Origin of the sequence: Duganella violaceipulchra (assembly GCF_019166075.1) — a bacterium.
Taxonomy (GTDB): domain Bacteria; phylum Pseudomonadota; class Gammaproteobacteria; order Burkholderiales; family Burkholderiaceae_D; genus Rugamonas; species Rugamonas violaceipulchra.
The window spans coordinates 302,447-325,003 of record NZ_JAHTGR010000007.1 but is presented as its reverse complement, the minus strand read 5'-3'; the positions used below and the strand labels follow the sequence as shown (position 1 = coordinate 325,003).

At 65.1% G+C, this 22,557-nt stretch carries 21 protein-coding genes; 11 read left to right on the top strand and 10 right to left on the bottom strand.

Features of this window, described 5'->3' with window-relative positions:
• Positions 1 to 3: 3 nt before the first annotated feature.
• Both KVP70_RS15765 and KVP70_RS15760 read right to left on the bottom strand, forming a co-directional pair.
• A complete protein-coding gene (locus tag KVP70_RS15765) occupies positions 4 to 927 on the bottom strand; it encodes a DMT family transporter (RefSeq protein ID WP_217943165.1) in 924 nt (307 codons plus the stop codon).
• Positions 928 to 934: 7 nt separating this feature from the next.
• Positions 935 to 2,035 carry an aromatic ring-hydroxylating oxygenase subunit alpha gene (locus KVP70_RS15760; protein WP_217943164.1) on the bottom strand — a complete coding sequence of 367 codons (1,101 nt, stop codon included), beginning with the start codon at positions 2,033 to 2,035 and terminating at the stop codon, positions 935 to 937.
• 318 nt (positions 2,036 to 2,353) lie between these two features.
• On the opposite strand from KVP70_RS15760, the gene KVP70_RS15755 reads away from it, so the two are divergent.
• The 4 genes from KVP70_RS15755 (at position 2,354) to KVP70_RS15740 (ending at position 6,284) form a co-directional block, all read left to right on the top strand.
• Entirely contained in the window at positions 2,354 to 2,611 is a 258-nt protein-coding gene (locus tag KVP70_RS15755; RefSeq protein WP_116992359.1) for an exodeoxyribonuclease VII small subunit, read from the top strand.
• The gene (locus tag KVP70_RS15750; protein ID WP_217943163.1) at positions 2,608 to 3,498 is read left to right on the top strand and encodes a polyprenyl synthetase family protein; all 891 of its coding nucleotides are present in this window, start codon (positions 2,608 to 2,610) and stop codon (positions 3,496 to 3,498) included. Before KVP70_RS15755 ends, KVP70_RS15750 begins: the two co-directional genes overlap by 4 nt.
• Entirely contained in the window at positions 3,499 to 5,370 is a 1,872-nt protein-coding gene (dxs, locus tag KVP70_RS15745) for a 1-deoxy-D-xylulose-5-phosphate synthase (protein ID WP_217943162.1), read from the top strand.
• A gap of 161 nt (positions 5,371 to 5,531) precedes the next feature.
• Positions 5,532 to 6,284: a M48 family metalloprotease gene (locus KVP70_RS15740; protein ID WP_217943161.1), complete on the top strand. Its 753-nt coding sequence runs from the start codon at positions 5,532 to 5,534 to the stop codon at positions 6,282 to 6,284.
• A 5-nt stretch (positions 6,285 to 6,289) separates the two neighbouring features.
• Here KVP70_RS15740 and KVP70_RS15735 read toward each other — a convergent pair whose 3' ends face one another.
• Positions 6,290 to 6,844, bottom strand: coding sequence for a cob(I)yrinic acid a,c-diamide adenosyltransferase (locus KVP70_RS15735; RefSeq protein ID WP_217943160.1), 555 nt, complete (start codon positions 6,842 to 6,844; stop codon positions 6,290 to 6,292).
• A 41-nt stretch (positions 6,845 to 6,885) separates the two neighbouring features.
• Positions 6,886 to 7,230 (bottom strand): winged helix-turn-helix transcriptional regulator, encoded by a 345-nt coding sequence (locus tag KVP70_RS15730; protein WP_217943159.1) that lies wholly within the window; start codon positions 7,228 to 7,230, stop codon positions 6,886 to 6,888.
• 117 nt (positions 7,231 to 7,347) lie between these two features.
• Between KVP70_RS15730 and KVP70_RS15725 the strand changes: the two genes are divergently transcribed.
• The 4 genes from KVP70_RS15725 to glcF all read left to right on the top strand — a co-directional run bounded on the left by KVP70_RS15725 (position 7,348) and on the right by glcF (position 11,987).
• Positions 7,348 to 8,097 carry an MBL fold metallo-hydrolase gene (locus KVP70_RS15725; protein ID WP_217943158.1) on the top strand — a complete coding sequence of 250 codons (750 nt, stop codon included), beginning with the start codon at positions 7,348 to 7,350 and terminating at the stop codon, positions 8,095 to 8,097.
• 72 nt (positions 8,098 to 8,169) lie between these two features.
• Entirely contained in the window at positions 8,170 to 9,669 is a 1,500-nt protein-coding gene (locus tag KVP70_RS15720) for an FAD-linked oxidase C-terminal domain-containing protein (protein WP_217943157.1), read from the top strand.
• A gap of 10 nt (positions 9,670 to 9,679) precedes the next feature.
• Positions 9,680 to 10,756 carry a glycolate oxidase subunit GlcE gene (glcE, locus tag KVP70_RS15715; RefSeq protein ID WP_217943156.1) on the top strand — a complete coding sequence of 359 codons (1,077 nt, stop codon included), beginning with the start codon at positions 9,680 to 9,682 and terminating at the stop codon, positions 10,754 to 10,756.
• A 7-nt stretch (positions 10,757 to 10,763) separates the two neighbouring features.
• Positions 10,764 to 11,987 (top strand): glycolate oxidase subunit GlcF, encoded by a 1,224-nt coding sequence (glcF, locus tag KVP70_RS15710; protein WP_217943155.1) that lies wholly within the window; start codon positions 10,764 to 10,766, stop codon positions 11,985 to 11,987.
• Here glcF and KVP70_RS15705 read toward each other — a convergent pair.
• The 4 genes from KVP70_RS15705 to KVP70_RS15690 form a co-directional block, all read right to left on the bottom strand.
• Positions 11,970 to 14,474: an EAL domain-containing protein gene (locus KVP70_RS15705; RefSeq protein WP_229224843.1), complete on the bottom strand. Its 2,505-nt coding sequence runs from the start codon at positions 14,472 to 14,474 to the stop codon at positions 11,970 to 11,972. The two genes, glcF and KVP70_RS15705, sit on opposite strands and share 18 nt — an antisense overlap.
• 172 nt (positions 14,475 to 14,646) lie before the next feature.
• Positions 14,647 to 15,132 (bottom strand): glutathione peroxidase, encoded by a 486-nt coding sequence (locus tag KVP70_RS15700; RefSeq protein ID WP_217943154.1) that lies wholly within the window; start codon positions 15,130 to 15,132, stop codon positions 14,647 to 14,649.
• 4 nt (positions 15,133 to 15,136) lie between these two features.
• Entirely contained in the window at positions 15,137 to 16,273 is a 1,137-nt protein-coding gene (locus tag KVP70_RS15695; RefSeq protein ID WP_217943153.1) for a PilT/PilU family type 4a pilus ATPase, read from the bottom strand.
• Positions 16,274 to 16,380: 107 nt separating this feature from the next.
• Entirely contained in the window at positions 16,381 to 17,424 is a 1,044-nt protein-coding gene (locus tag KVP70_RS15690; protein WP_020704971.1) for a type IV pilus twitching motility protein PilT, read from the bottom strand.
• A 222-nt stretch (positions 17,425 to 17,646) separates the two neighbouring features.
• Here KVP70_RS15690 and KVP70_RS15685 point away from each other — a divergent pair, with 222 nt between their 5' ends.
• Genes KVP70_RS15685 through KVP70_RS15675 form a run of 3 tightly spaced genes read left to right on the top strand, consistent with a single transcriptional unit; the run spans position 17,647 to position 20,157 of the window.
• Positions 17,647 to 18,351 carry a YggS family pyridoxal phosphate-dependent enzyme gene (locus KVP70_RS15685; protein WP_217943152.1) on the top strand — a complete coding sequence of 235 codons (705 nt, stop codon included), beginning with the start codon at positions 17,647 to 17,649 and terminating at the stop codon, positions 18,349 to 18,351.
• 2 nt (positions 18,352 to 18,353) lie between these two features.
• Positions 18,354 to 19,178 (top strand): pyrroline-5-carboxylate reductase, encoded by an 825-nt coding sequence (proC, locus tag KVP70_RS15680; RefSeq protein WP_217943151.1) that lies wholly within the window; start codon positions 18,354 to 18,356, stop codon positions 19,176 to 19,178.
• A 16-nt stretch (positions 19,179 to 19,194) separates the two neighbouring features.
• Entirely contained in the window at positions 19,195 to 20,157 is a 963-nt protein-coding gene (locus KVP70_RS15675) for a CE1 family esterase (RefSeq protein WP_217943150.1), read from the top strand.
• 1 nt (position 20,158) lies between these two features.
• Here the strand turns inward: KVP70_RS15675 and KVP70_RS15670 are convergent, their stop codons facing one another.
• Together KVP70_RS15670 and KVP70_RS15665 are read right to left on the bottom strand one after the other, a co-directional pair.
• On the bottom strand, positions 20,159 to 21,292 hold the full coding sequence (locus tag KVP70_RS15670) for an SO2930 family diheme c-type cytochrome (protein WP_217943149.1): 1,134 nt from the start codon (positions 21,290 to 21,292) through the stop codon (positions 20,159 to 20,161).
• Positions 21,289 to 22,548, bottom strand: coding sequence for a parallel beta-helix domain-containing protein (locus KVP70_RS15665; protein WP_217943148.1), 1,260 nt, complete (start codon positions 22,546 to 22,548; stop codon positions 21,289 to 21,291). Before KVP70_RS15665 ends, KVP70_RS15670 begins: the two co-directional genes overlap by 4 nt.
• Positions 22,549 to 22,557 lie beyond the last annotated feature (9 nt).

Below are 22,557 nucleotides of genomic sequence, written 5' to 3'. Positions count from 1 at the left end.
TCCTTAAACTTCGCTGGCTATCGGATCGGTAATGGCTATCGCCTTACCGCGCTCGGTGTTACGCGTATTGTAAAACGTTGTGGCGATGCCGGACGCCAGTATCACGGCGATGCCCGCCCAGCTAAGCCAGCTGAACACGTCGCCGAACACAAACACGCCCCAGACGCTGGAAAACACGATGCCCGTATATTGCAGATTGGCCACCACCAAGGTCTGTCCCAGGCGATAGGCGCGCGTCATGGCGATCTGCGCGCTGGTGGCGCAGATGCCGATGCCCAGCAACAGCAAGCCGCCGTGCACGCTGGTGATCGGATGCCACACCGCGCCCTGGTCGCCGGCAAACACGAAGTTGCCGGCGATGCCGGCCAGCAGGTTCATGATCGAGAAGTAGAACACCACGCGGTTCTCGGGCTCGCCCGCCAGCCCCAGCTTGCGCACCTGCATGTAAGCCATGGCCGACAGCACGCTGGAGCTGAGCGCGATCAGCGCCGGCGTCAGTTGATTCGAATGGAAGGCCGGCTGCAGCAGCAGCGTGACGCCGACAAAGCTCATGCCGACCGCCGCCAGCAGCGGCCACTTGACCTGGTTCTTGGCGTGCCACCAGCCCAGCGCGAACAACCACACGGCGATCCAGATCGGCGCCATGTAGTTGAGCGTCATGGCGGTGGCCAGCGGCAGCTTGGCGATGGCGTAGAACCACAGCCACAGCGACACCACGCCGACCAGCCCGCGCCACAAGTGGGCGCCCGGCATGGTGGTGGTGAATTTACCGCCTTGTAGCTTGATGATGGTGAACAGCACGGTCACGCCGACCACGCCACGGTACATCACGATTTCGGATGTGGAGAACTGCTCCGAGGCCAGTTTCACGCACACCCCCATGGCGGCGAACATGAAGCTGGCAAACAACATCCAAAGTGACTGCATCGGTTTCCTATAAATCGATATTGGCCCGGTACCATTCGTGGAAGTGCTGCATGCCGTCTTCCATCGGCGACTGGTAGGGACCGGCGTCGCTGGTGCCGCGCTGCATCAGCACCTTGCGGCCGGCGTCCATGCGCAGGCCGATCTCGTCGTCCTCGGCGCAGGTTTCAAAGTAGGCCGCGCGTTCCGCCTCGATGAACTCGCGCTCGAACAGCACGATTTCCTCGGGATAGTAGAACTCGACCACGTTCCTGGTGCGCTGCGGGCCGTCCGGCCACAGCGTCGAGACGATCAGCACATGCGGATACCACTCGACCATGATGTTCGGATACAGCGTCAGCCAGATCGCGCCATACGGCGGCGGTTCGCCGCCGCGGAACTTGAGCACCTGCTCCTGCCAGCGCTGGTAGATCTCGGAGCCGGACTTTTGCAGGCCCTTGTTGACACCGACCGTCTGCACGCTGTAGTCGCGGCCGAATTCCCAGCGCAAGTCTTCGCAGCTGACGAAGCCGCCCAGGCCCGGATGGAAGGGCTCGACGTGATAGTCCTCCAGGTAGACTTCAATGAAAGTCTTCCAGTTGTAGTTGCAGGTCTGGACTTCGACGTGGTCGAACATATAACCGGAGAAATCCAGGTCCCCGGTGACCGAGAGTTCGGACAGCTTTTCCATGACGTTGTAGCCGTTCTGCTCGAACAGCAGGCCGTTCCAGTTTTGCAGCCTGGTCTTGGGCAGGTTCAGGCACGGCGTCTCCGGGAAGTGCGGCGCGCCGATCAGCTCCCCCTTGAGGTCGTAGGTCCAGCGATGCAGCGGGCAGACGATGTTGTTGGCGTTGCCGCGGCCGTTGAACATCAGCGCCTGGCGGTGGCGGCAGACGTTGGACAGCAGCTCCAGTCCGTTTGCGTTGCGCACCAGCATACGCCCTTCGTTTTCGGAAACGAGGGTCGCGAAGTCGCCGACGTTCGGCACCATCAGCTCATGCCCGATGTAGCGCGGGCCGGCCTGAAATAATTGCTGCATTTCCCGCTGCAGTAGCGCTTCGTCAAAGTAGACGTCAACCGGAAGTTGCGCGTGTGGACGCGCCAGCTTGGCGTGGGTACCCAGATCGGACATCCCAACCCCCCTTAATATGTGCACCAAAGAGAGACAGAATCCGTAAAGACCTGAATTCAAAGTTGTTGAAAATGGTATTTCGGACAGAACCGGAGATTATACCGCGTTTCTCCCCGATCCAGCGGACTGCCGTGCTCGTTTTACTGCGTATCATTGTAATAAACGCATGCTTGTGCGGGATATGGGGGCGATTGCGATAAAATCCATAGTTTACGCCCTCGGCTTGGCCGCTATAGTTCCACCGGATAAGGTGGTTTGTTCTAAAATAACGGGCTACACTGCGCTGGCACGTGTTTTTGCCTTGAAACCTGAGTGACTATGTCTAAGAAATTAACTGCCGACGCGACCGCCGCCGCCCCCGTCTCGTTTGAAGAAGCGATGGCGGAACTGGCGCAGCTGGTTGCACAAATGGAGGCAGGCCAACTGCCGCTGGAAGCCTCGGTGGCCGCTTATGCGCGCGGCTCGGAGCTGGTGAAGTTTTGCGCCGCCCAGCTGGAAAAAGTGGAATCCCAGGTCAAGGTGCTGGAAGGCGACATGCTCAAGCCATTCGCGGAAGCCGGCGAGGCCGAACAATGAACGGCGCCTTCGACGATTGGATGAAGACCGTGCAGACGGCCTCGGAAAACGATGTATCCGCTTTCCTGCCGGCCGCCACGGTGGTGCCGGCCAAGCTGCACGCGGCGATGCGCTATGCGCTGCTGGGCGGCGGCAAGCGCGTGCGTCCGCTGCTGGTGTACGCGGCCGGCGCGCTGTTCGGCGCCGACGCGGCCATCCTGAGCCGCGCCGCAGCGGCGGTGGAAATGATCCACGCCTACTCGCTGGTGCACGACGACATGCCGTGCATGGACGACGATGAACTGCGCCGCGGCAAGCCGACGGTGCACGTGGCCTACGACGAGGCGACCGCGCTGCTGGTCGGCGACGCGCTGCAATCGCAGGCCTTCCTGGTGCTGTCCGAGGCGGACAGCATTCCCGCCGCGCGCCAGGTGGCGATGCTGCGCCTGCTGGCGCACGCCTCCGGCTCGGCCGGCATGTGCGGCGGCCAGGCGATCGATCTCGACAGCGTGGGCCTGAGCCTGACTTTGGCCCAGCTGGAGCAGATGCACCAGCTCAAAACCGGCGCGCTGCTGCGCGCCGCCGTGGTACTGGGCGCGCTGGCCGGCAAGGATCTCGATCCGGCCGAACTGGGCGCGCTGAACGACTATGCACGCGCCATCGGCCTGGCCTTCCAGGTGGTGGACGACGTGCTCGACGCCACGGCCGATTCGGCCACGCTGGGCAAGACCGCCGGCAAGGACGCCGCCGACAACAAACCGACCTATGTCTCGATCCTGGGTCTGGAACCGTCGCGCGCGTTGGCGCAAAAACTACGGCTCGACGCGCACGCAGCGCTCGCGCCGTTCGGAGAAAAAGCTCTGCGGTTACGCGAACTCGCGGATTTGATCGTGCAGCGGAAGGCATAAATGAAATTGCTCGAAAACATAGATTCACCAGCGGATGTGCGCAAACTGGCGCGCACCCAGCTGACGCCGCTCGCGCATGAACTGCGCAGCTACCTGCTCGATTCGGTCTCGAAGACCGGCGGCCACCTGTCGTCCAACCTGGGCACGGTCGAACTGACCGTGGCGCTGCACTACGTGTTCAACACGCCGCACGACCGCATCGTGTGGGACGTGGGCCACCAGACCTATTCGCACAAGATCCTCACCGGCCGCCGCGAGCGCATGCACACGCTGCGCCAGCTGAACGGCATCTCCGGCTTCCCGAAACGCGACGAAAGCGAGTACGACACCTTCGGCACGGCGCACTCGTCGACCTCGATCTCGGCGGCGCTGGGCATGGCGCAGGCGGCCAAGATCAAGGGCGAGCACCGCCACGCGATCGCCGTGATCGGCGACGGCTCGATGACGGCCGGCATGGCCTTCGAAGCGCTGAACAACGCCGGCGTGCAGGAAGACGTCAATCTGCTGGTGATCCTGAACGACAACGACATGTCGATCTCGCCGCCGGTGGGCGCGCTGAACCGCTACCTGGCGCGCTTGATGTCGGGCCAGTTCTACGCCGCCGCCAAGAACGTCGGCAAGTCCGTGCTGCCCGGCCCGGTGCTGGAGCTGGCCAAGCGGCTGGAAGAGCACGCCAAGGGCATGGTGGTTCCGGCCACCATGTTCGAGGAGTTCGGCTTCAACTACATCGGCCCGATCGACGGCCACGACCTCGAATCGCTGATCCCGACGCTGCAGAACATCAAGCAGCTCAAGGGCCCGCAGTTCCTGCACGTGGTGACCAAGAAGGGCCAGGGCTACAAGCTGGCCGAGGCAGACCCTGTGCTGTACCACGGCCCGGGCAAGTTCAACCCGGCCGAAGGCTTCAAGCCGGCCGTGGCGTCGGGCAAGGTCACTTACACGGAAGTCTTCGGCAACTGGCTGTGCGACATGGCCGCCGCCGACAAGCGCCTGGTCGGCATCACGCCCGCCATGCGCGAAGGCTCGGGCATGGTCGGTTTCGAGCAGAAGTTCCCGGACCGTTATTTCGACGTCGGCATCGCCGAGCAGCACGCCGTGACCTTCGGCGCCGGCCTGGCCTGCGAAGGCCTGAAGCCGGTGGTGGCGATCTACTCCACCTTCCTGCAACGCGGCTACGACCAGCTGATCCACGACGTCGCGCTGCAAAACCTGGACGTGACATTCGCGCTGGATCGCGCGGGCCTGGTGGGCGCCGACGGCGCCACCCACGCCGGCAACTACGACATGGCGTATTTGCGCTGCATTCCGAACATGGTGGTCATGGCCGCCTCGGACGAAAACGAATGCCGCCAGATGCTGACCACCGGCTACCAGTACCAGGGACCGGCGGCGATCCGCTATCCGCGCGGCGCCGGCGCCGGCGCGGCGATCAAGCCGGAGCTGACCACGATTGAGATCGGCAAGGGCGAAATCAAGCGCAAGGGCCAGAAGATTGCCATCTTGGCCTTCGGCTCGATGGTGGCGCCTGCTGTGGCCGCCGGTGTAGCGCTGGACGCCACGGTCGCCAACATGCGCTTCGTCAAACCGCTGGACGTGGAACTGGTGAAGCAGCTGGCCGCCGAACACGACTACCTGGTGACGGTGGAAGAGGGCTCCATCATGGGCGGCGCCGGTTCCGCCGTGGCCGAAGCGCTGGCCGCCGAAGGCATCGTTAAGCCGTTGCAGATGCTGGGCCTGCCGGACAAGTTCATCGACCACGGCGACCCGGCCAAGCTGCTGGCCAGCGTGGGCCTGGACGCCGCCGGCATCACCGCCTCGATCAAGCAACGCCACGCCGCCGCCGAGCCGCGCCTGGTCGTCAACAACGGCTAAAACCACGGGGGTCAAGTCTGACAATCGGACACGGGCTGTTCCGTAGTATGCTCTACGGAACAGCCCGTGTCCGATTGTCAGACTTGACCCCCGGGTTTTTCTTGCCTATCCCCAAAGTGCGTCCTATATTGGTATAAACAGTTTATTCGGTTTATATCGCCATGAATGCCGCCGCTTCCCTGTTTGCCGGTTTGTTGTTCGCTTGCGGGACGGCGGACGCGCAGGTGCCGGAATCGGGCAGGGCGCAGGAGTTGAGTTTCAGCGCCGAGGAAGTAGTCAGCACGGTGGAGGACCGCTATATCGACCGCGTGGTCAGCCTGGCGGCCGCCGGGCGTCTGGACGACGACCGCGTCTTGCTGGCACGGTTGCAAGCCATCGGCGCGGGCCTGATACGCGCCGCCGTGGCGCTGAAGCCGGAAGTGGCCGGGTGGGAGTGGGAGTTCCATACCACCAGCGACGCCGAAGTCGATGCCATCTGCATGGCTGGCGGCAAAATCCTGGTGGGCAGCGCGTTTGTACGCCAGCTGGCGTTGAGCGACGGCGAACTGGCCACCCTGCTGGGCCACGAAGTCGCCCACGCTGTGGCCGAACATCACCGCGAAACCTTGTCGGAAGCGTTATTCCTGAACCGCTATCCGGTGGTGCCGCTGGAGGTGGTGATGGAACGGCTGGAAAGCGACCTGTCGATGCAGATCCGCCTGTCCAAACTATCGAGCATGCAGGAATCGGAGGCGGACCAGCTGGGCATGGTGCTGGCCCACCGCGCCGGCTGGCCGGCTGCCGACATGGTCAGCTTCTACCGCAAGCTGTCGGCCGGCGACCAGGCGGCGCTGGTGTCCAGCGCCTATCCGGCCAGCGCCTCGCGCCTGAGCATGGCCAAAGGCATGGCGCTGCTGTTCCTGACCGACCGCTAAGCGTCTCAGCCGCGCTTGCGCTCGTGCTGCCACAGCACGTCGCTGCCGCCGCCGAAGCGGTTCAACACCCGCGACAGCACAAACATCAAGTCCGACAGGCGGTTCACATACTGGCGCGGATGCTCGTGGATGGTCTCGGTCTTGCCCAGCGTGACGATGGCGCGTTCGGCGCGGCGGCACACGGTGCGGCACACGTGCGCCTGCGAGGCCGCGCGCGAGCCGGCCGGCAGGATGAACTCCGTCAGCGCCGGCAGCGTGGTGTTGTATTTGGCCAGCAGCGTATCGAGGCGTTCGACGTGCGCCTCGGTGATCATCTGGTAGCCCGGTATGCACAATTCGCCGCCCAGGTCGAACAGGTCGTGCTGGATGGTGACCAGCTCTTCGCGCAGGTCGGCCGGCATGTCTTCGCACAGCAGCAGGCCGATGTGCGAATTGAGCTCGTCGACTTCGCCGATCGAGTGGATGCGCACGCTGTCCTTGTCGGTGCGGCTGCCGTCGCCAAGGCCGGTGGTGCCGCCATCGCCGGTGCGGGTGGCGATTTTGGAGAGTCGATTGCCCATGATGCTCCCTGATACGTGAAAGGTGAGGATGCGATTGTAGACTACGCGGCGGCCTTGTGCTCCACCAGTTGCTGGCCCCAGTCGTACAGCGTTTGCAGTACGGGCCACAGGCTGGCGCCCAGCGCGGTCAGCGAATAGTCGGTGCGCAGCGGTTTTCCGTCATGCACACGACGCTCGACGATGCCGTCCGCTTCCAGTTCCCGCAGTTGCTGCGTCAGCATTTTCTGGCTGACCGGCGGAATGCTGCGCTGAAGCTCGCCAAAGCGCATGCTGCGCGTGCCCAGTATGTGCAGGATGATCGGCTTCCACTTGCCGCCGACGATATTGATCGCCGCCACCAGCGGACAGTCGACCGGGTTTTCGATATGCCAGCGCGCTTGCATCATGGTGCTCCTTTCCAGATCCGTTACAAATAGTCGACAGGCACCAAAAAGTGCGTACTTGCGGCGTCCGCGGACAGCCTTGAGAATAGGATCATAGACTGTTTTCAAGGAGCCGTATCGATGGCTGCACCGCGTATCATCCGTATCGCCATTCTGCCTTTCGGCATGGTCAACTGCCACCTGATCATCGGCGATGGCGGCTGTGTGCTGGTCGATGCCGGCCTGCCTGGCTCGGAAGGCAAGGTCGCCCGCGCCCTCAAACGCCACGGCTTGACGTTTGCCGATATCCGCCTGATCGTCATCACCCACGCGCACGTCGATCATGCCGGCGGCGCGGCGCGGCTGCGCCAACTGACCGGCGCCCCGGTGCTGGCGCACTGCGGTGATCTTGCTTATTACCGCCAGTTGATGCCGATGACCTTTTGCAGCACCGGATGGTTCGGCCGCCTGTTCCTCAAGACCGGGCTGATACGCCAGCCCTATGTGCCGTTCACGCCGGATATCCTGATGGACGACGGGCAGGTCGTTCAGCTGTCGCAGTATGGCGTGGAAGGCGTGGCGCGCCATACGCCAGGCCATACCGCCGGATCGGTATCGATCGAGCTGGCGGGTGGCGAGGTGCTGGTGGGCGACCTGATCGCGTCCGGCATCCTGCTGGGAGGCCTGGTGCGCACGGGGCACGCGATCCGTCCGCCGTTCGAGGATGACCCGCAGGCCACTGCGGCGGCTTTGCAGCAGCTGGTCGATGCCGGCATGCAGACCTTCTACCTGGGGCACGGCGGTCCGCTGCCGGCAGCCGAAGTGCGCGCGCATGCCGGCAGGTTGAGGAGGCTGGGTTGCCGTCATCCCGACGATAGTTGCGTAAAGTAGTCAAACATTCCACAGCATCGGGCGTTTGTGCTTACAATCGACATCTGATTCCGCGCTTCCAGGTGTCCACACATGAGCACTGCCATTCCCGATCCCGCCGTCTTGGCCGCCATCGCCGCGCGCCGCGCGCAAGTCGCCGCGGCCTTGCTGCGAGTGCTGCCGGCGCGCGCCGTCCTGTCCGAGCCGGAAGACACCCGACCCTACGAATGCGACGGCCTGGCCGCCTACCGCCAGCTGCCGATGATCGTCGTGCTGCCCGACAGCGAGGCGCAGATCGTCGCCGTGCTGCAGGTGTGCCGCGAGCTGAAAGTGCCGATCGTGCCGCGCGGCGCCGGCACCGGCCTGTCCGGCGGCGCCATGCCGATCGCCGACGGCGTGGTGCTGTCGACCGCGCGCCTGAACCGCATCGTGCGCATGGACGCCTATTCGCGGACCGCCGTGGTGCAGCCGGGCGTGCGCAACCTGGCGATCTCGGAAGCGGCGGCGCCGCATGGCCTGTACTACGCGCCCGATCCGTCGTCGCAGATCGCCTGCACCATCGGCGGCAACGTGGCGGAGAACTCCGGCGGCGTGCACTGCCTCAAATACGGCCTGACCGTGCACAACGTGCTGCGCGTGCGCATGGTGACGATAGACGGCGACGTGGTGGAACTAGGCAGCGAGGCGCTCGACGCGCCAGGCCTGGACCTGCTGTCGGTGTTCATCGGTTCCGAGGGCATGCTGGGCATCGTCACCGAGGTGACGGTCAAGCTGGTGCCCAAGCCGGCGACGGCGCGCGTCATCATGGCGTCGTTCAACGAGGTGACGGCGGGCTGCCACGCGGTGGCGGCGCTGATCGCGGCCGGCATCATCCCGGCCGGGCTGGAGATGATGGACCAGACCTCGTCGCGCATGGTCGAACCCTTCGTCAAGGCCGGCTACGATACCGAGGCCGCCGCCATTCTGCTGTGCGAGGCCGACGGCACCATCGAGGAAGTGGAGGAGGAAATCGCCCGCATGTCGGCGGTGCTGAACACGGCCGGCGCCAGCGCCATCGCGGTGTCGCAGTCGGAGGCGGAGCGGCTGAAGTTCTGGTCCGGCCGCAAGAACGCGTTTCCGGCGGCGGGCCGCATCTCGCCCGACTACTACTGCATGGACGGCACCATCCCGCGCAAGCGCCTGGGCCAGGTGCTGGAGGGAATCGCGCGGATGGAGACCAAGTACGGTCTGCGCTGCGCCAACGTGTTCCACGCCGGCGACGGCAACCTGCATCCGCTGATCCTGTTCAACGCCAACATCCCCGATGAATTCGAGCGCGCCGAAGCCTTCGGCGCCGAGATCCTGGCGCTGTGCGTGGAAGTGGGCGGCACCATCACCGGCGAGCATGGCGTGGGCATCGAGAAGATCAATTCGATGTGCGCGCAGTTCGCGCCGGCCGAGCTGGATGCCTTCTTCTCGGTCAAGCGCGCCTTCGATCCGGTCGGCCTGCTCAATCCCGACAAGGCCATCCCCACGCTGAACCGCTGCGCCGAATTCGGCAAGATGCGCGTCAGCGGCGGCATGCTGCCGTTCTCCCATTTGCCGCGCTTTTAAACGGAGCGACATGACGACCGCATCGTATTCCCCCATCGCCGCGCAGTTCAGCGAGCGCATACGTGTCGCCACGGAGGCCGGCACGCCGCTGCGCCTGCGCGGCGGCGGCAGCAAGGACTGGTACGGCCAGGCGCCACAGGGCGAGCTGCTCGACACGCGCGCCTACGCCGGCGTCGTCTCCTATGAGCCGACCGAATTGGTCATCACCGCGCGCTGCGGCACGCCGCTGGCGGAGATCGAGGCGCTGCTGGCGCAGCACCAGCAGATGCTGGCCTTCGAGCCGCCGCGCTACGGCGCCGCATCGACCATCGGCGGCGTGGTGGCCAGCGCCTTGTCCGGCCCGCGCCGCGCCAGCGCCGGTGCGGTGCGCGATTTCGTGCTCGGCGCGGTGCTGATGGACGGCCACGGCGAGGCGCTGCGCTTCGGCGGCCAGGTGATGAAGAACGTGGCGGGCTACGATGTCTCGCGCCTTCTGGCAGGTTCCCTGGGTACGCTGGGACTGATACTGGAGGTGTCGCTCAAGGTGCTGCCGGTGCCGCTGCGCGAGGCCAGCCTGCGCTTCGAGATGAGCGAGATCGACGCGCTGCGCCGCCTGAACGAATGGGCCGGCCAGCCGTTGCCGATATCGGCCAGCTGCTGGCATGAGGGCGTGCTGTCGCTGCGGCTGTCCGGTGCCGAGGCGGCGGTGGAGGCGGCGCAACGCAAGCTGGGCGGCGTTGCGCTGGAGGACGACGCGGCATTCTGGACCTCGCTGCGCGACCAGACGCACGGCTACTTCAAGGACGGCGGCAGCTTGTGGCGTTTGTCGGTGCCGCCGGCGGCCAGCGCCATCATCCTGCGCGGCGAGCAGCTGATCGAGTGGGGCGGGGCGCAGCGCTGGCTCAAGGTGGAAGGCACCGATGCCGAACAGGCGGCCGGCATCCGCCGCACCGTGGCGGCGGCGGGCGGCCATGCGACGCTGTTCCGAAGCGCGGACAAGAGCGTCGGCGTGTTCCATCCGCTGGCGCCGGCCGTGGCGAAGATCCACGAGCGGCTGAAGCAGTCCTTCGATCCGGCGGGGATCTTCAATCCCGGCCGCATGTACTAGTGAACCTATGCAAACCAACCTGGCTGACTTCATCAAGAACACCCGCGAAGGCGAAGAAGCCGACGCCATCCTGCGCGCCTGCGTCCACTGCGGCTTCTGCACCGCCACCTGCCCGACCTACCAGCTGCTGGGCGACGAGCTCGATGGCCCGCGCGGCCGCATCTACCTGATCAAGCAGGTGCTGGAAGGCGCGCCGGTGACGGTCAAGACGCAGACTCACCTGGACCGCTGCCTGACCTGCCGCAACTGCGAGACCACCTGTCCGTCCGGCGTCAAGTACGGCCGCCTGATCGACATCGGCCGCAAGGTGGTGGAGGATCGCGTGCAGCGGCCGTTCATCGAGCGCATGAAGCGGCTGGTGCTGAAGGAGGCCTTGCCGCGCAAGGCCGTCTTCACGGCGGCATTGCACGCGGGGCAGCTGTTCCGGCCGCTGCTGTCGCCCGCCATGCAGGACAAGATTCCGGCGCGGCAAAGCCCCGGCGTGTGGCCGTCGCGCGCGCACGCGCGCAAGATGCTGGTGCTGGAAGGCTGCGCGCAGCCGGCGATGGCGCCCAACATCAACGCCGCCACCGCCCGCGTGCTCGATGCGCTGGGTGTGCAGTTGATCGTCGCGCCCAAGGCCGGCTGCTGCGGCGCGGTGCGCCATCACCTCAACGACCAGGAGGCGGCGCTGGACGACATGCGCCGCAACGTCGACGCCTGGTGGCCGCACGTGCAGGACGGCGCGGTGGAGGCGATCGTGATGACCGCTTCCGGCTGCGGCGTCACCGTCAAGGAATACGGCCACCTGCTGGCGCACGACGGCGACTACGCCGCCAAGGCGCAGCGCATCTCGGCGCTGACGCGCGACCTGAGCGAAGTGATGCCGGAGTTCGAGGAAGAACTGAAGCACCGCGCCAGCGTCACCGAGCGCGTGGCCTACCATCCGCCCTGCACGCTGCAGCACGGCCAGCAGATACGGGGCAAGGTGGAGGGCGTGCTGCGCGCGGTCGGCGTCGATGTGGTGCTGTGCGCGGACAGTCATCTGTGCTGCGGCTCGGCGGGCACCTACTCGCTGCTGCAACCGGAGCTGTCGCTGCAACTGCGCGACCGCAAATTGGCCAACCTGGCCGACACCGGCGCCACCACCATCGTCTCGGCCAACGTCGGCTGCAGCGCGCACCTGCAATCGGGCACGGACACGCCGGTCAGGCACTGGATAGAACTGATCGACTCAGCTCTGCACAAATAAGGGCATTTGTGCGGTGCCGCCGGCCGGCTCGCCGTGCAGGCTGAAGATGGGCGGCAGCTGCGCGGCCGCCTGCCACATGGCCGCCGTGTCGAAACTGGCGACCCAGGCCAGCACCTCGTCCGCCGGCATCGGCCTTGCGATGCCGTAGCCCTGCACCAGGTCGCAGCCCAGGCGCATCAGCATGGCGCCGTGCTCCATGGTCTCCACGCCCTCGGCGATCACGCCCAGGCCGAAGGACTTGGCCAGGCCGATGACGGCGCTCACCAGGTGCAGGTCGTCGCGGTCCACCAGCATGTTGCGCACGAAGCTCTGGTCGATCTTGAGCATGTCGGCCGGCAGCCGCTTCAGGTAGGACATCGACGAATAACCGGTGCCGAAATCGTCCAGCGCGAAGCTGATCCCCAGCGCCTGGCAATCGAGCATGATGCTGCGCACGTGGGCGATGTCGCTCAGGGCCGACGATTCCAGTATCTCCAGCTCCAGCATATCCGGCGGCACGTCCGGGAACTCGGCCAGGATGGCGGTCAGCCGTTCGACGAAATCGGCGCGCTGGAAATGGCGGGCGGCGATGTTGACGCTGATGACCCAGCGCGCATCGAAGGCGCGCCAATCCTGCAACTGGCGCAGGGCTTCGCGCAGCACCCACTCGCCGATGTCGACGATGACGTCGCTGTGCTCGACGATGGGCAGGAAATCCCCCGGCCCGACCACACCGCGCAGCGGGTGTTGCCAGCGCAGCAGCGCTTCCATGCCGACGATGCGGGCCTTGCGCATGTCCAGCTTCGGTTGATAGTACAGCCGCAGTTCGCCGTCGAGCAGGGCGGTGCGCACTTCGGTGCGGCGGTTGTGGTGAGTGCGTACCTGTTCGTCGAGGTCGGCGTCGAAGAAGTGGTAGCGGTTGCGGCCCGTGATCTTGGCCTGGTACAGCGCCTGGTCGGCGTGGCGCAGCAGGCTGTCGGCGCTGATCTCGTTGCCGGTGTAGACCGCCACGCCGGCGCTGGCGGACATGCCCACCGCTTCGCCGTCGCACTGGTAGTCGCGTGACAGCGCCGCCATCAATTGGTCCAGTGCCTGCTCGACGGCGGCGCGGTTGTCCATCTCCGGCAGCAGCAGCACGAATTCGTCGCCGCCCAGGCGCGCCACGTAATGGCGCGCGCCGGCAAAGTCGTGCAGGCGGCTGGCGGCCTGCTTGAGGATCTCGTCGCCGATGTCCTGGCCCAGCGTCTGGTTCACGTACTGGAAGTGATCGAGGTCGAACAGGCAGACGGCCAGCAGATAATCCTGCTCGCGCGCGCGGATGACTTCCTGCTCGAAGCGGGTGGCCAGCGCCGCGCGGTTGGGCAGGCCGGTGAGGATGTCGTGATTGCTCTGCCAGGAGATCTGCTGCATCAGCTGGCGGCGTTCGGTGACGTCGCGGAACACCAGCACCGAGCCCTGGACCTCGTTGCGCGCGGAGCGGATCGCGTTGGCGGTGTATTCGACGGTGATGGTCTGGCCCATGCGGTTGCGCAGGCTCTGGTTGCCGACCTTGATCACGTCGCCGCCGGCGTAGATCGCCGCCATGGACTTGAGCAGCGAATGCTGGCCGAAATTATTCGCCAGCACGAACACCTGGTGCAGCTCCATGCCGCGCGCGCGCGCCTCCGGCCAACCGGTGAGCTGCTGGGCGACGTCGTTGACGGTGTCGATCTTGCCGTTCAAATCGGTGGTGATGACGGCGTCGCCGATGGAAGCTAGCGTGACTTCGATGCGCTCCTTCTCCACTTGCAGCAGCGCCTGCGCCTCCAGCGTCTGCGCCAGCTGCTCGCTCAATTTGTTCTGGCTTTGTTGAAGCTTGTGCACCAGCGCCTGCACACGCTGCGCCATGTTGTTGAAGGTGACGGCCAGCATGCGCGCCTCCAGCGTGCCGCTGACGGGCAGGCGCACGCCGTGGTCGCCGTTCTGGAAGCGGGTGGTGATGTCGTTCACGCGCTTGAGCATGCGCTGGTTGGCGAAGATGATGATGCCCAGCAGCGTGTAGATGATGGTGATGTTGACCAGCGAGATCGCCGCCTGCTGGCGCAGCGTGCGCCACACCTGCGCCAGCGGCAGCGTCGGCTCGAAGCCCAGCACCAGGCTGGCGTTGCCGATGTAGATGGTGCGGTTGATCGCTTGCAGGCCATTCAGGCCGCGGAACCAGGGCGGATAGTCCGCCAGCGGCGGCGTGCTGCGCAGCGCCTCCAGGTGGCCGCCGGCGTAGTCCAGCCGCGCCGAGACCAGGTCGGCCTCCAGCAGCAGGGCGCTGGACAGCATGTTGTCGAGGGCGGCGCGGTCCGGCGTGGTCAGCGCGGGCAGCAGGGCCTTGTGCAGGTAAACGCCGAGGTCGCCCGCGTCCTTCTGGTAGCGGGCGTTGGCATACGCGCTTTCCGACTGGAACAATAGGCTGTATCGCACGCCGATCACGATGGCGATGATGATGAAGATGGGGACGAACAAGCGGGAGTACATCCCCATCCGCATCCAGCGCGACAGTAGTTTTCCAAACAACGACATAGGCGACTGATTCGATAATTGGAAATGACCAGAAGCCATTATTACCGAAAAGTTAACCGGAAGCACGTTTTTTGGAAAACGTTTTCACTCTTTTTACAATTTATTGTGGAGCGCGGGTTGCGCGCGCTTATTCCGCCAGCAGTTTAGTAATGTCGGCCACCAGGTCTTCCGGCTTGGTGGCGGGGGCGTAGCGGTTGTAGACCGTGCCGTCCTTGCGGATCAGGAACTTGGTGAAGTTCCATTTGATGGCCTCGGTGCCGAGAATACCGGGGGCGTCTTTTTTCAGTTTAGTAAACAGCGGGTGGGCATGGTCGCCGTTGACGTCGATCTTGGCGAACAGCGGGAAGGTGACGCCATAGTTCTTTTCGCAGAAGGCGCCGATCTCCTCGGCCTGGCCCGGCTCCTGCGCGCCGAACTGGTTGCAGGGGAAGCCCAGCACCACCACGCCCTTGTCCTTGAACTGCTGGTACACCTGCTCCAGGCCCTTGTACTGCGGCGTGAAGCCGCATTTGCTGGCGGTGTTGACGATCAGCAGTACCTGGCCCTGGTACTGGCCCAGGTTGACGGGGGCGCCGGACAGGTTGTCGGCGCTGAGGTCGTAAATGGTGGTCATGGTGTCAGATGAGTCCTAAATGTTCGGTTCCGGCCGAGAGATCCCGGTTCTTGGCGGCCTTGCCTTCGAGCTTGATGGCCAGCCGCAGGTCGTTGACGGAGTCGGCGTTGCGCAGCGCGTCTTCGTAGCTGATGATATCCGCTTCGTGCAGATCGAACAGCGACTGGTCGAAGGTCTGCATGCCGAGCTCGCGCGACTTCTTCATCAGCTCCTTGATTTCGTGGACTTCGCCCTTGAAGATCAGGTCCGAGATCAGCGGCGAGTTGAGCATGATTTCGATCGCCACCGCGCGGCCCTTGGATTCCTTGCGCGGGATCAGGCGCTGCGAGATCATGCCCTTCAGGTTGAGCGACAGGTCCATCAGCAGCTGCTGGCGGCGTTCCTCGGGGAAGAAGTTGATGATGCGGTCGAGCGCCTGGTTGGCGCTGTTGGCGTGCAGGGTGGCCAGGCACAGGTGGCCGGTTTCGGCGAAGGCGATCGCGTGGTCCATGGTTTCGCGGTCGCGGATCTCGCCGATCTGGATCACGTCCGGCGCCTGGCGCAGCGTGTTCTTCAGCGCGACGGCCCAGTCCTCGGTGTCGACCCCCACTTCGCGCTGGGTCATGATGCAGTTCTTGTGCGGGTGGACGTACTCGACCGGGTCCTCGATGGTGATGATGTGGCCGTAGCTGTTCTCGTTGCGGTAGCCGACCATGGCCGCCAGGGTGGTCGACTTGCCGGAGCCGGTGGCGCCGACCATGATGACCAGGCCGCGCTTGGACATGACGACGTCCTTGAGCACCTCGGGCAGGCCAAGGTCTTCCAGTTTGGGGATTTCGCTGGTGATGGTCCGCAGCACCATGCCCACCGAGCTCATCTGCACAAACGCCGACACCCGGTAGCGGCCCAGGTCGCCGGGGCTGATGGCGAAGTTGGCTTCCTTGGTCAGCTCGAACGAGGCGGTCTGCTTGTCGTTCATGATGGAGCGGGCCAGGTCCATGGTGTGGGCGGAGGTGAGCACCTGCGACGACACCGGCGTCATCTTGCCGTCGATCTTGATGGCGGGCGGGAAGCCGGCGGTGATGAACAGATCCGAGCCCTTCTTGCTGGTCATCAACCGCAGCAGGTCGAACATGAATTTGGAGGCCTGGTCGCGTTCCATGATGTTTCCTTTCAGTGGGGGTCAAGTCTGACATTCGGACACGGCCTCGGCCGTAAGCGCAGCTACGGCCGAGGCCGTGTCCGAATGTCAGACTTGACCCCCGGTTTTTAGCCGGGGAAATTGTCCGGCGTCTTGGCGGCGCTGCGGGCGGCGGCGGCGCTGATGACGTTGCGGCGCACCAGGTCCGTCAGGTTCTGGTCCAGCGTCTGCATGCCGACGTTGCTGCCGGTCTGGATCGCCGAGTACATCTGCGCGATCTTGGCTTCGCGGATCAGGTTGCGGATCGCCGGCGTCGCCACCATGATCTCGTGCGCCGCCACGCGGCCGTTGCCGTCCTTGGTTTTCAGCAGCGTCTGCGAGATCACCGCTTGCAGCGATTCGGACAACATCGCCCTTACCATCTCCTTTTCATCGGCCGGGAAGACGTCGACGATACGGTCGATGGTCTTGGCGGCCGACGAGGTGTGCAGGGTGCCAAACACCAGGTGGCCGGTCTCGGCCGCAGACAAGGCCAGGCGGATGGTCTCCAGGTCGCGCAGCTCGCCGACCAGGATGCAGTCCGGGTCTTCCCGCAGCGCCGAACGCAGCGCGTTGTTGAACGACAGCGTGTGCGGTCCCACCTCGCGCTGGTTGATCAGGCATTTCTTCGATTCGTGCACGAACTCGATCGGGTCTTCGATCGTCAGGATGTGGCCGTACTCGTTTTCGTTGAGGTGGTTGACCATCGCCGCCAGGGTGGTCGACTTGCCGGAGCCGGTCGGCCCCGTCACCAGCACCAGCCCGCGCGGCTTGAGCGCGAACTCGGCAAAGATTTTCGGCGCGTTCAGCTCTTCCAGGCTGAGGATCTTCGATGGAATCGTCCGCAGCACCGCCGAGGCGCCCCGTTCCTGGTTGTAGGCGTTGACGCGGAAACGCGCCAGGCCCGGTATCGCGAACGAGAAGTCGCATTCGAGCATCTCTTCGTAGGCCTTGCGCTGGCCGTCGTTCATGATGTCATAGATCATGCCGTGCACGTCCTTGTGCTCCAGCGGCGGCAGGTTGATGCGCCGCACGTCGCCGTGCACCCGTATCATCGGCGGCAGCCCGGCTGACAGGTGCAGGTCCGAGGCCTTGTTCTTGACGGAGAATGCGAGAAGTTCGGAGATGTCCATTTATAATCCCTGTGCCTAGTGTGGTGCTGCGCTCTTGTTGCCGCATAAAAATGCGCGTTTGCGAGCCATGCGTCGCGCCAAGGCGGGGTTGCAAATCCTCGCGATAGCTCGCTATCGCTGCGGTTTGCGCCTAGCCTGGCCCGCAAACGCATCATTTTTATACGCGGCCCCAAGAGCGCAACACCACACTAGCGTTTGTTAACGATTTTTTACTCGATGATTATGTCCCTGATCCCCCAGAACTTGCAAGCAATCACCTCGACAATTGTTGCCGCAGCCCAAGATGTTGGCCGTGCGCCGCAATCGGTGCAGCTGCTGGCCGTCTCCAAGACCTTCGGGCCGGACGCGGTGCTGGAGGCGGTGCAGGCCGGCCAGCGCGCTTTCGGCGAAAACTACCTGCAGGAGGCGCTCGACAAGATCGCCGCGCTGAAGGCGGCCGGCGCGCCCGCGCTGGAGTGGCATTTCATCGGCCCGATCCAGAGCAACAAGACCCGCCCCATCGCCGAGCACTTCGATTGGGTGCACACGGTCGAGCGCGAGAAGATTGCGCAGCGGCTGTCCGAGCAGCGGCCGGCCGGCATGGCGCCGTTGCAAATCTGCTTGCAGGTGAATATCAGCGGGGAAGCCAGCAAGAGCGGCGTGGCCCCGGCGGAATTGGCGCAGCTGGCCCACAAGGTCGCGGCGCTGCCGAATCTGACCTTGCGCGGCCTGATGGCGATCCCCGAGCCGGCCGAAGACTTTGCGCAGCAGCGGGCGGCGTTCGCCCAGCTGCGCGTGTTGTACGAGCAGCTGCGCGCCGACGGCTTGGCGCTCGACACGCTGTCGATGGGCATGTCGGCCGACCTGCGCGCCGCGATCGCCGAAGGCGCGACCATCGTGCGCGTCGGCAGCGCCATTTTTGGTTCACGAAACTACCACAAGGCTTGACAATGAAAATAGCATTTATCGGCGGCGGCAACATGGCCTCCGCCCTGATCGCGGGACTGGCCAACAAGCTCACCGCCGGCGCCAACATCCACGTGGCCGATCCCAACGCGGAAGCGCTGGTTCGCCTGCATGAACAGTTCGGCGTGACCACGGCCAGCGGCGCCGATGCCGCCGTCTCGGCGGCGGACGTGATCGTGCTGGCGGTCAAACCGCAAAGCATGCGCGAAGTGGCGGCCCAGCTGCTGCCGCTGATCGACCAGGCCAGGCAGCCGGTGATCGTCTCGATCGCGGCCGGCATCCGCATCGTCGACCTGTCGCGCTGGCTGGGCGGCTACGGCGCCATCGTGCGCTGCATGCCGAACACGCCGGCGTTGATTGGCATGGGTATCACCGGCATGGCGGCGACGGCCGGCGTGACGCCGGCGCAGAAGCAGGCGGCCGACGATATCCTGCGCGCGGTCGGTCCGACCGTGTGGCTGGACGACGAGTCGCAGATCGATGCGGTGACGGCGGTGTCGGGCAGCGGCCCGGCCTATGTGTTCTACTTCATCGAGGCGATGCAGCAGGCCGCCGTGGACATGGGCCTGAGCACGGAGCAGGGCAAGCAGCTGGCGCTGGCCACCTTTGCCGGCGCTTCGCAACTGGCGGTGCAGTCGAACGAGCCGGTGTCGCTGCTGCGCGAGCGCGTGACGTCGAAAGGCGGCACCACCTACGCGGCGCTGACCAGCATGGAAGACAGCGGCGTGAAGGCGGCGATCGTCAAGGCGATAAAAGCGGCCCAGCAGCGCGGCAAGGAAATGGGCGACGAACTGGGTTCTTCCAACTAAGACGAAAGGCTGCACAATGACGGTAACCCGGTATTTGCCCTTGATTGCAGCCTTCACCGTTTTACAGGCGGGCGCCGCGACCATCGTTTCCGAAACGGTGCAGCGGCCGGAAGGGCCGCGCCACTATCTGCTGGCGCAGCCGGCGACGCCGGTGGCGGGCAAGTTGCCGCTGGTGATCCTGCTGCATGGCCACGCGGCCACCGCCAATCTCACATTCGGCCGCGGCAGGATAGACGATCCGGCCGCCGCCTGGCTGGCCGTGGCCGACCGCGAAGGCTTGCTGGTCGTCGCGCCCGACGGCTCGAAGGGCAGCGACGACAAGCAGGGCTGGAACGACTGCCGCGCCGACGCTCCCACCAATCCCAAGACCGACGATGTCGGCTTTATCGCCGCGCTGATCGAGCAGGCGGTCGCGCAGCATCATGCCGATCCATCGCGGGTGTATCTGTCCGGCGCCTCCAATGGCGGCGGCATGGTGTATCGGGCGGCGATCGAGCTGGGGCCGCGTCTGGCGGCGGTGGCCGTGTCGAGCATGCTGATGCCCGCCAAGAGCTTGTGCCCGCTCCCAAAGCGCGCCGTGCCGATACTGGTGGCGCATGGCACCGAGGACAAGATCGCGCCCTATGCCGGCGGCGAAGTCGGACACTTCCTGTTGACGGGGCGCGGCTCCGGCCTGAGTGCCGAGGAATCCGTGAAGTTCTGGCGCGAGCTGGCGCAGCTGCCGCCCACGCCGGCCGTCACGCAGGTGCCGCATCGCGATGCGGCCGACAAGACGGCGCTGGTGCGCTATGTCTGGGGCAGCGATCCCCAGGGCGCACAGGTTGAATTCCTGAAAATGGAAAACGCCGGCCACGTCCAGCCCAGCATCGCGCACCGGATGTCATGGCTGATGTCGTCGATACTCGGCCAGCAAAACGGCGATGTCGAATACGCCGACGAAACCTGGGCCTTCTTCAAGGACAAGCGCGCCGCGCCATAAGCTAGGAGGCGCCGCAGCCTTGCTTCATCGCGGCGATCCACGCGCGTATCAGGTCCACGCCTTCCTTGTGGACCGAGCCGCGTCCCAGTTCCGGCATCATGATGCCGGTCTGTTCGGAGCCCAGCCGGTAGACCATGATCGATTCATCCGGCTTGCCCGGCGCGATGCCGTAACCATGACCGCCCGTGCCGGCGCCCGCCGCCACCGGCGGCTTGCACAAACCCAGATGCAGATCGGCCGGCGCGCCCATGTTCAGGTGCAGCGCGGTGGTGTTGGCCGCGCCCTTGTCGTTGTGGCAGTGGGCGCAGTTGATGTCCAGGTAGGCGCGGGCGCGCGCGTCCAGCGTCTGGCCCTGGTCGCGCCAGTTGGCGTTGTGCGGCGCCGTGGCCGCGACGTTGGCCGGCACGCCGCTCAGGTAGCCGATGCGGGCCAGGTAATCGAGCTGGTTGACGCTCACGCCGTCGTAGCTGTAGCTGCGGTTCATATGCCGCGCCTTCGGGCCGATGGGCTGGAACTGGCGCGACTTCACATCGGCCACGTGGCAGGACGCGCACTGGTTCACATTCGGCACCACGTAGGTCAGCGGCTTGCGGGTCTGGTCCGCATGCACCACTTCCAGCGGTATCTGGTCGCCGGTGCGCGACAGCACGGCTTCGGTCTGCTCGGCGTTCCACACGTAGGGCAGGGCGATCCAGCCGTCGGCGCGGCGCACCAGCAGGCGCGTTTCGACCAGGCGCACGTTGGCCAGATCGAGCTTGTCGCCGCCGGTCTTGCTGGTGTCGTAGGTCGCCAGCACCGCCTTGGCGGGACCGTCCGCCTTCGGATAGTAGAAGGTCTTGCTGATGATGGTCCCGAGCGGGAACTCGAACGTCGTATCGGCGTTGTAGACGGCGCTCTGGCCCTTCGGCATCCAGACGGTGCGCAGCTTTTGCGCGTAGTCGGTGAACAGCGGCGTATTGAGGTCGTAGGGGACCACGCCGGTGTTCAGGTTCAGGCGGCCGCCGGAAACGGCCATCAAGTGCCAGTCGCTCAACCTGGCCGGATTGCCCTCGGTGATAAAGCTCACCGGGGCCTGGGTCTGCGTGCACGCCGCGAGCATCAGCGTGCAGGTGATCGCTGCGAATCTCACCATCATGACTGCGCGGCGAGTTGGGCGATGGTCACCGGCGGCAGCTTGGCCAGCGCGCAGCGGAACGGCGCCGTTTCCTTGCTGGGGTTCTTGTACTTGTTCGGACCGTCGGCGTTCAGCACGTCCACGCCCTCCTGGATGCAGATGCGCTGCTCGGCCGGCATCACGCCCTTGACCAGCAGCTTGGTGTCGACGTAGCCGTCCCACAGCACGTCGGGCAGGTGGCCGCCGATGCCGTACATGGCGATCTTCAGCGCCTTCAGGTCCAGACCATCGGGCGAATCGCCGCCGCCCTTGAAGCGGTTGCCGTAGACGTAGATCGCCTTCGGATATGGATCGTAACCGGCGGCCACGCCTTTCTCGGTGAAGTAGCCGGTGGAGTGGTAGCTGGAGATGATGACGTTGGCGGTCTGGTTGTCGGTGACGTCGTTGTCGAAGATCTCCACCTTCGAATTGGAGTTGATGACGATGCCGGAACCGGCCGGCACGCTGGCCACCGCCGTGCCGCGCGCGGCGAAGTTGCCGAGGTTGTTCTTCTCGACCTTGTTCTGGTACACGCGGGTGCTATGGCCGGGCTGCGACAGGTTGGGCATGTTGAACACCAGGATGCCGCCGGTGTTGTTGGTGGCGACGTTGTCGTAGACGTCGGCGTTGATGGTGTTCTCGATTTCGATGCCGGCCACGTTCTGCTCGGCGCGGCAGCGGCGCACCACGACGCCGTTGGACTGGCCGACGTAGATGCCGGCGTCGGAAGCGGCGATCGCCACGCTGTCCTCGATCAGCACGTTGCGGGTCTTGACCGGGTAGATGCCGTAGGCGCCGTTGGTCACCTTGGAGCCGCCGGTCCACTGCACTTTGACCTTGCGGATGGTGATGTTGTCGCCGTCGTTGATCTTCAGGCCGTCGCCCTTGGAGTCCTCGATGGTCAGGCCTTCGATGGTGAAGTTGCTGGCGTAGACCAGCATGCCTTCCGGTCCGGTGACCTGGCCCTTGAACGAGAGGATGGTCTGGTCCATGCCGGCGCCGCGCACCGTGACGCCGTTGCCGCGCAGCGTGAGGCCGCTAGTGAGATGATAGGTACCGGCCGGAATCTCGACCACGCTGCCGGGTTTGGCGTCGAGCAGCTGCTCCTGCAGCCTCTTCTGGAACGCCGCGTCGGCGCTGGCCTGCTCGGCCGAGACGGGTGCCTCGGACTTGCCGCAAGCGCCCAGCAGGGCGCCTAAGGTACCGCATAGAGCTAGTGTGCGTAAGGCCTTGTACATGTCGTCCCC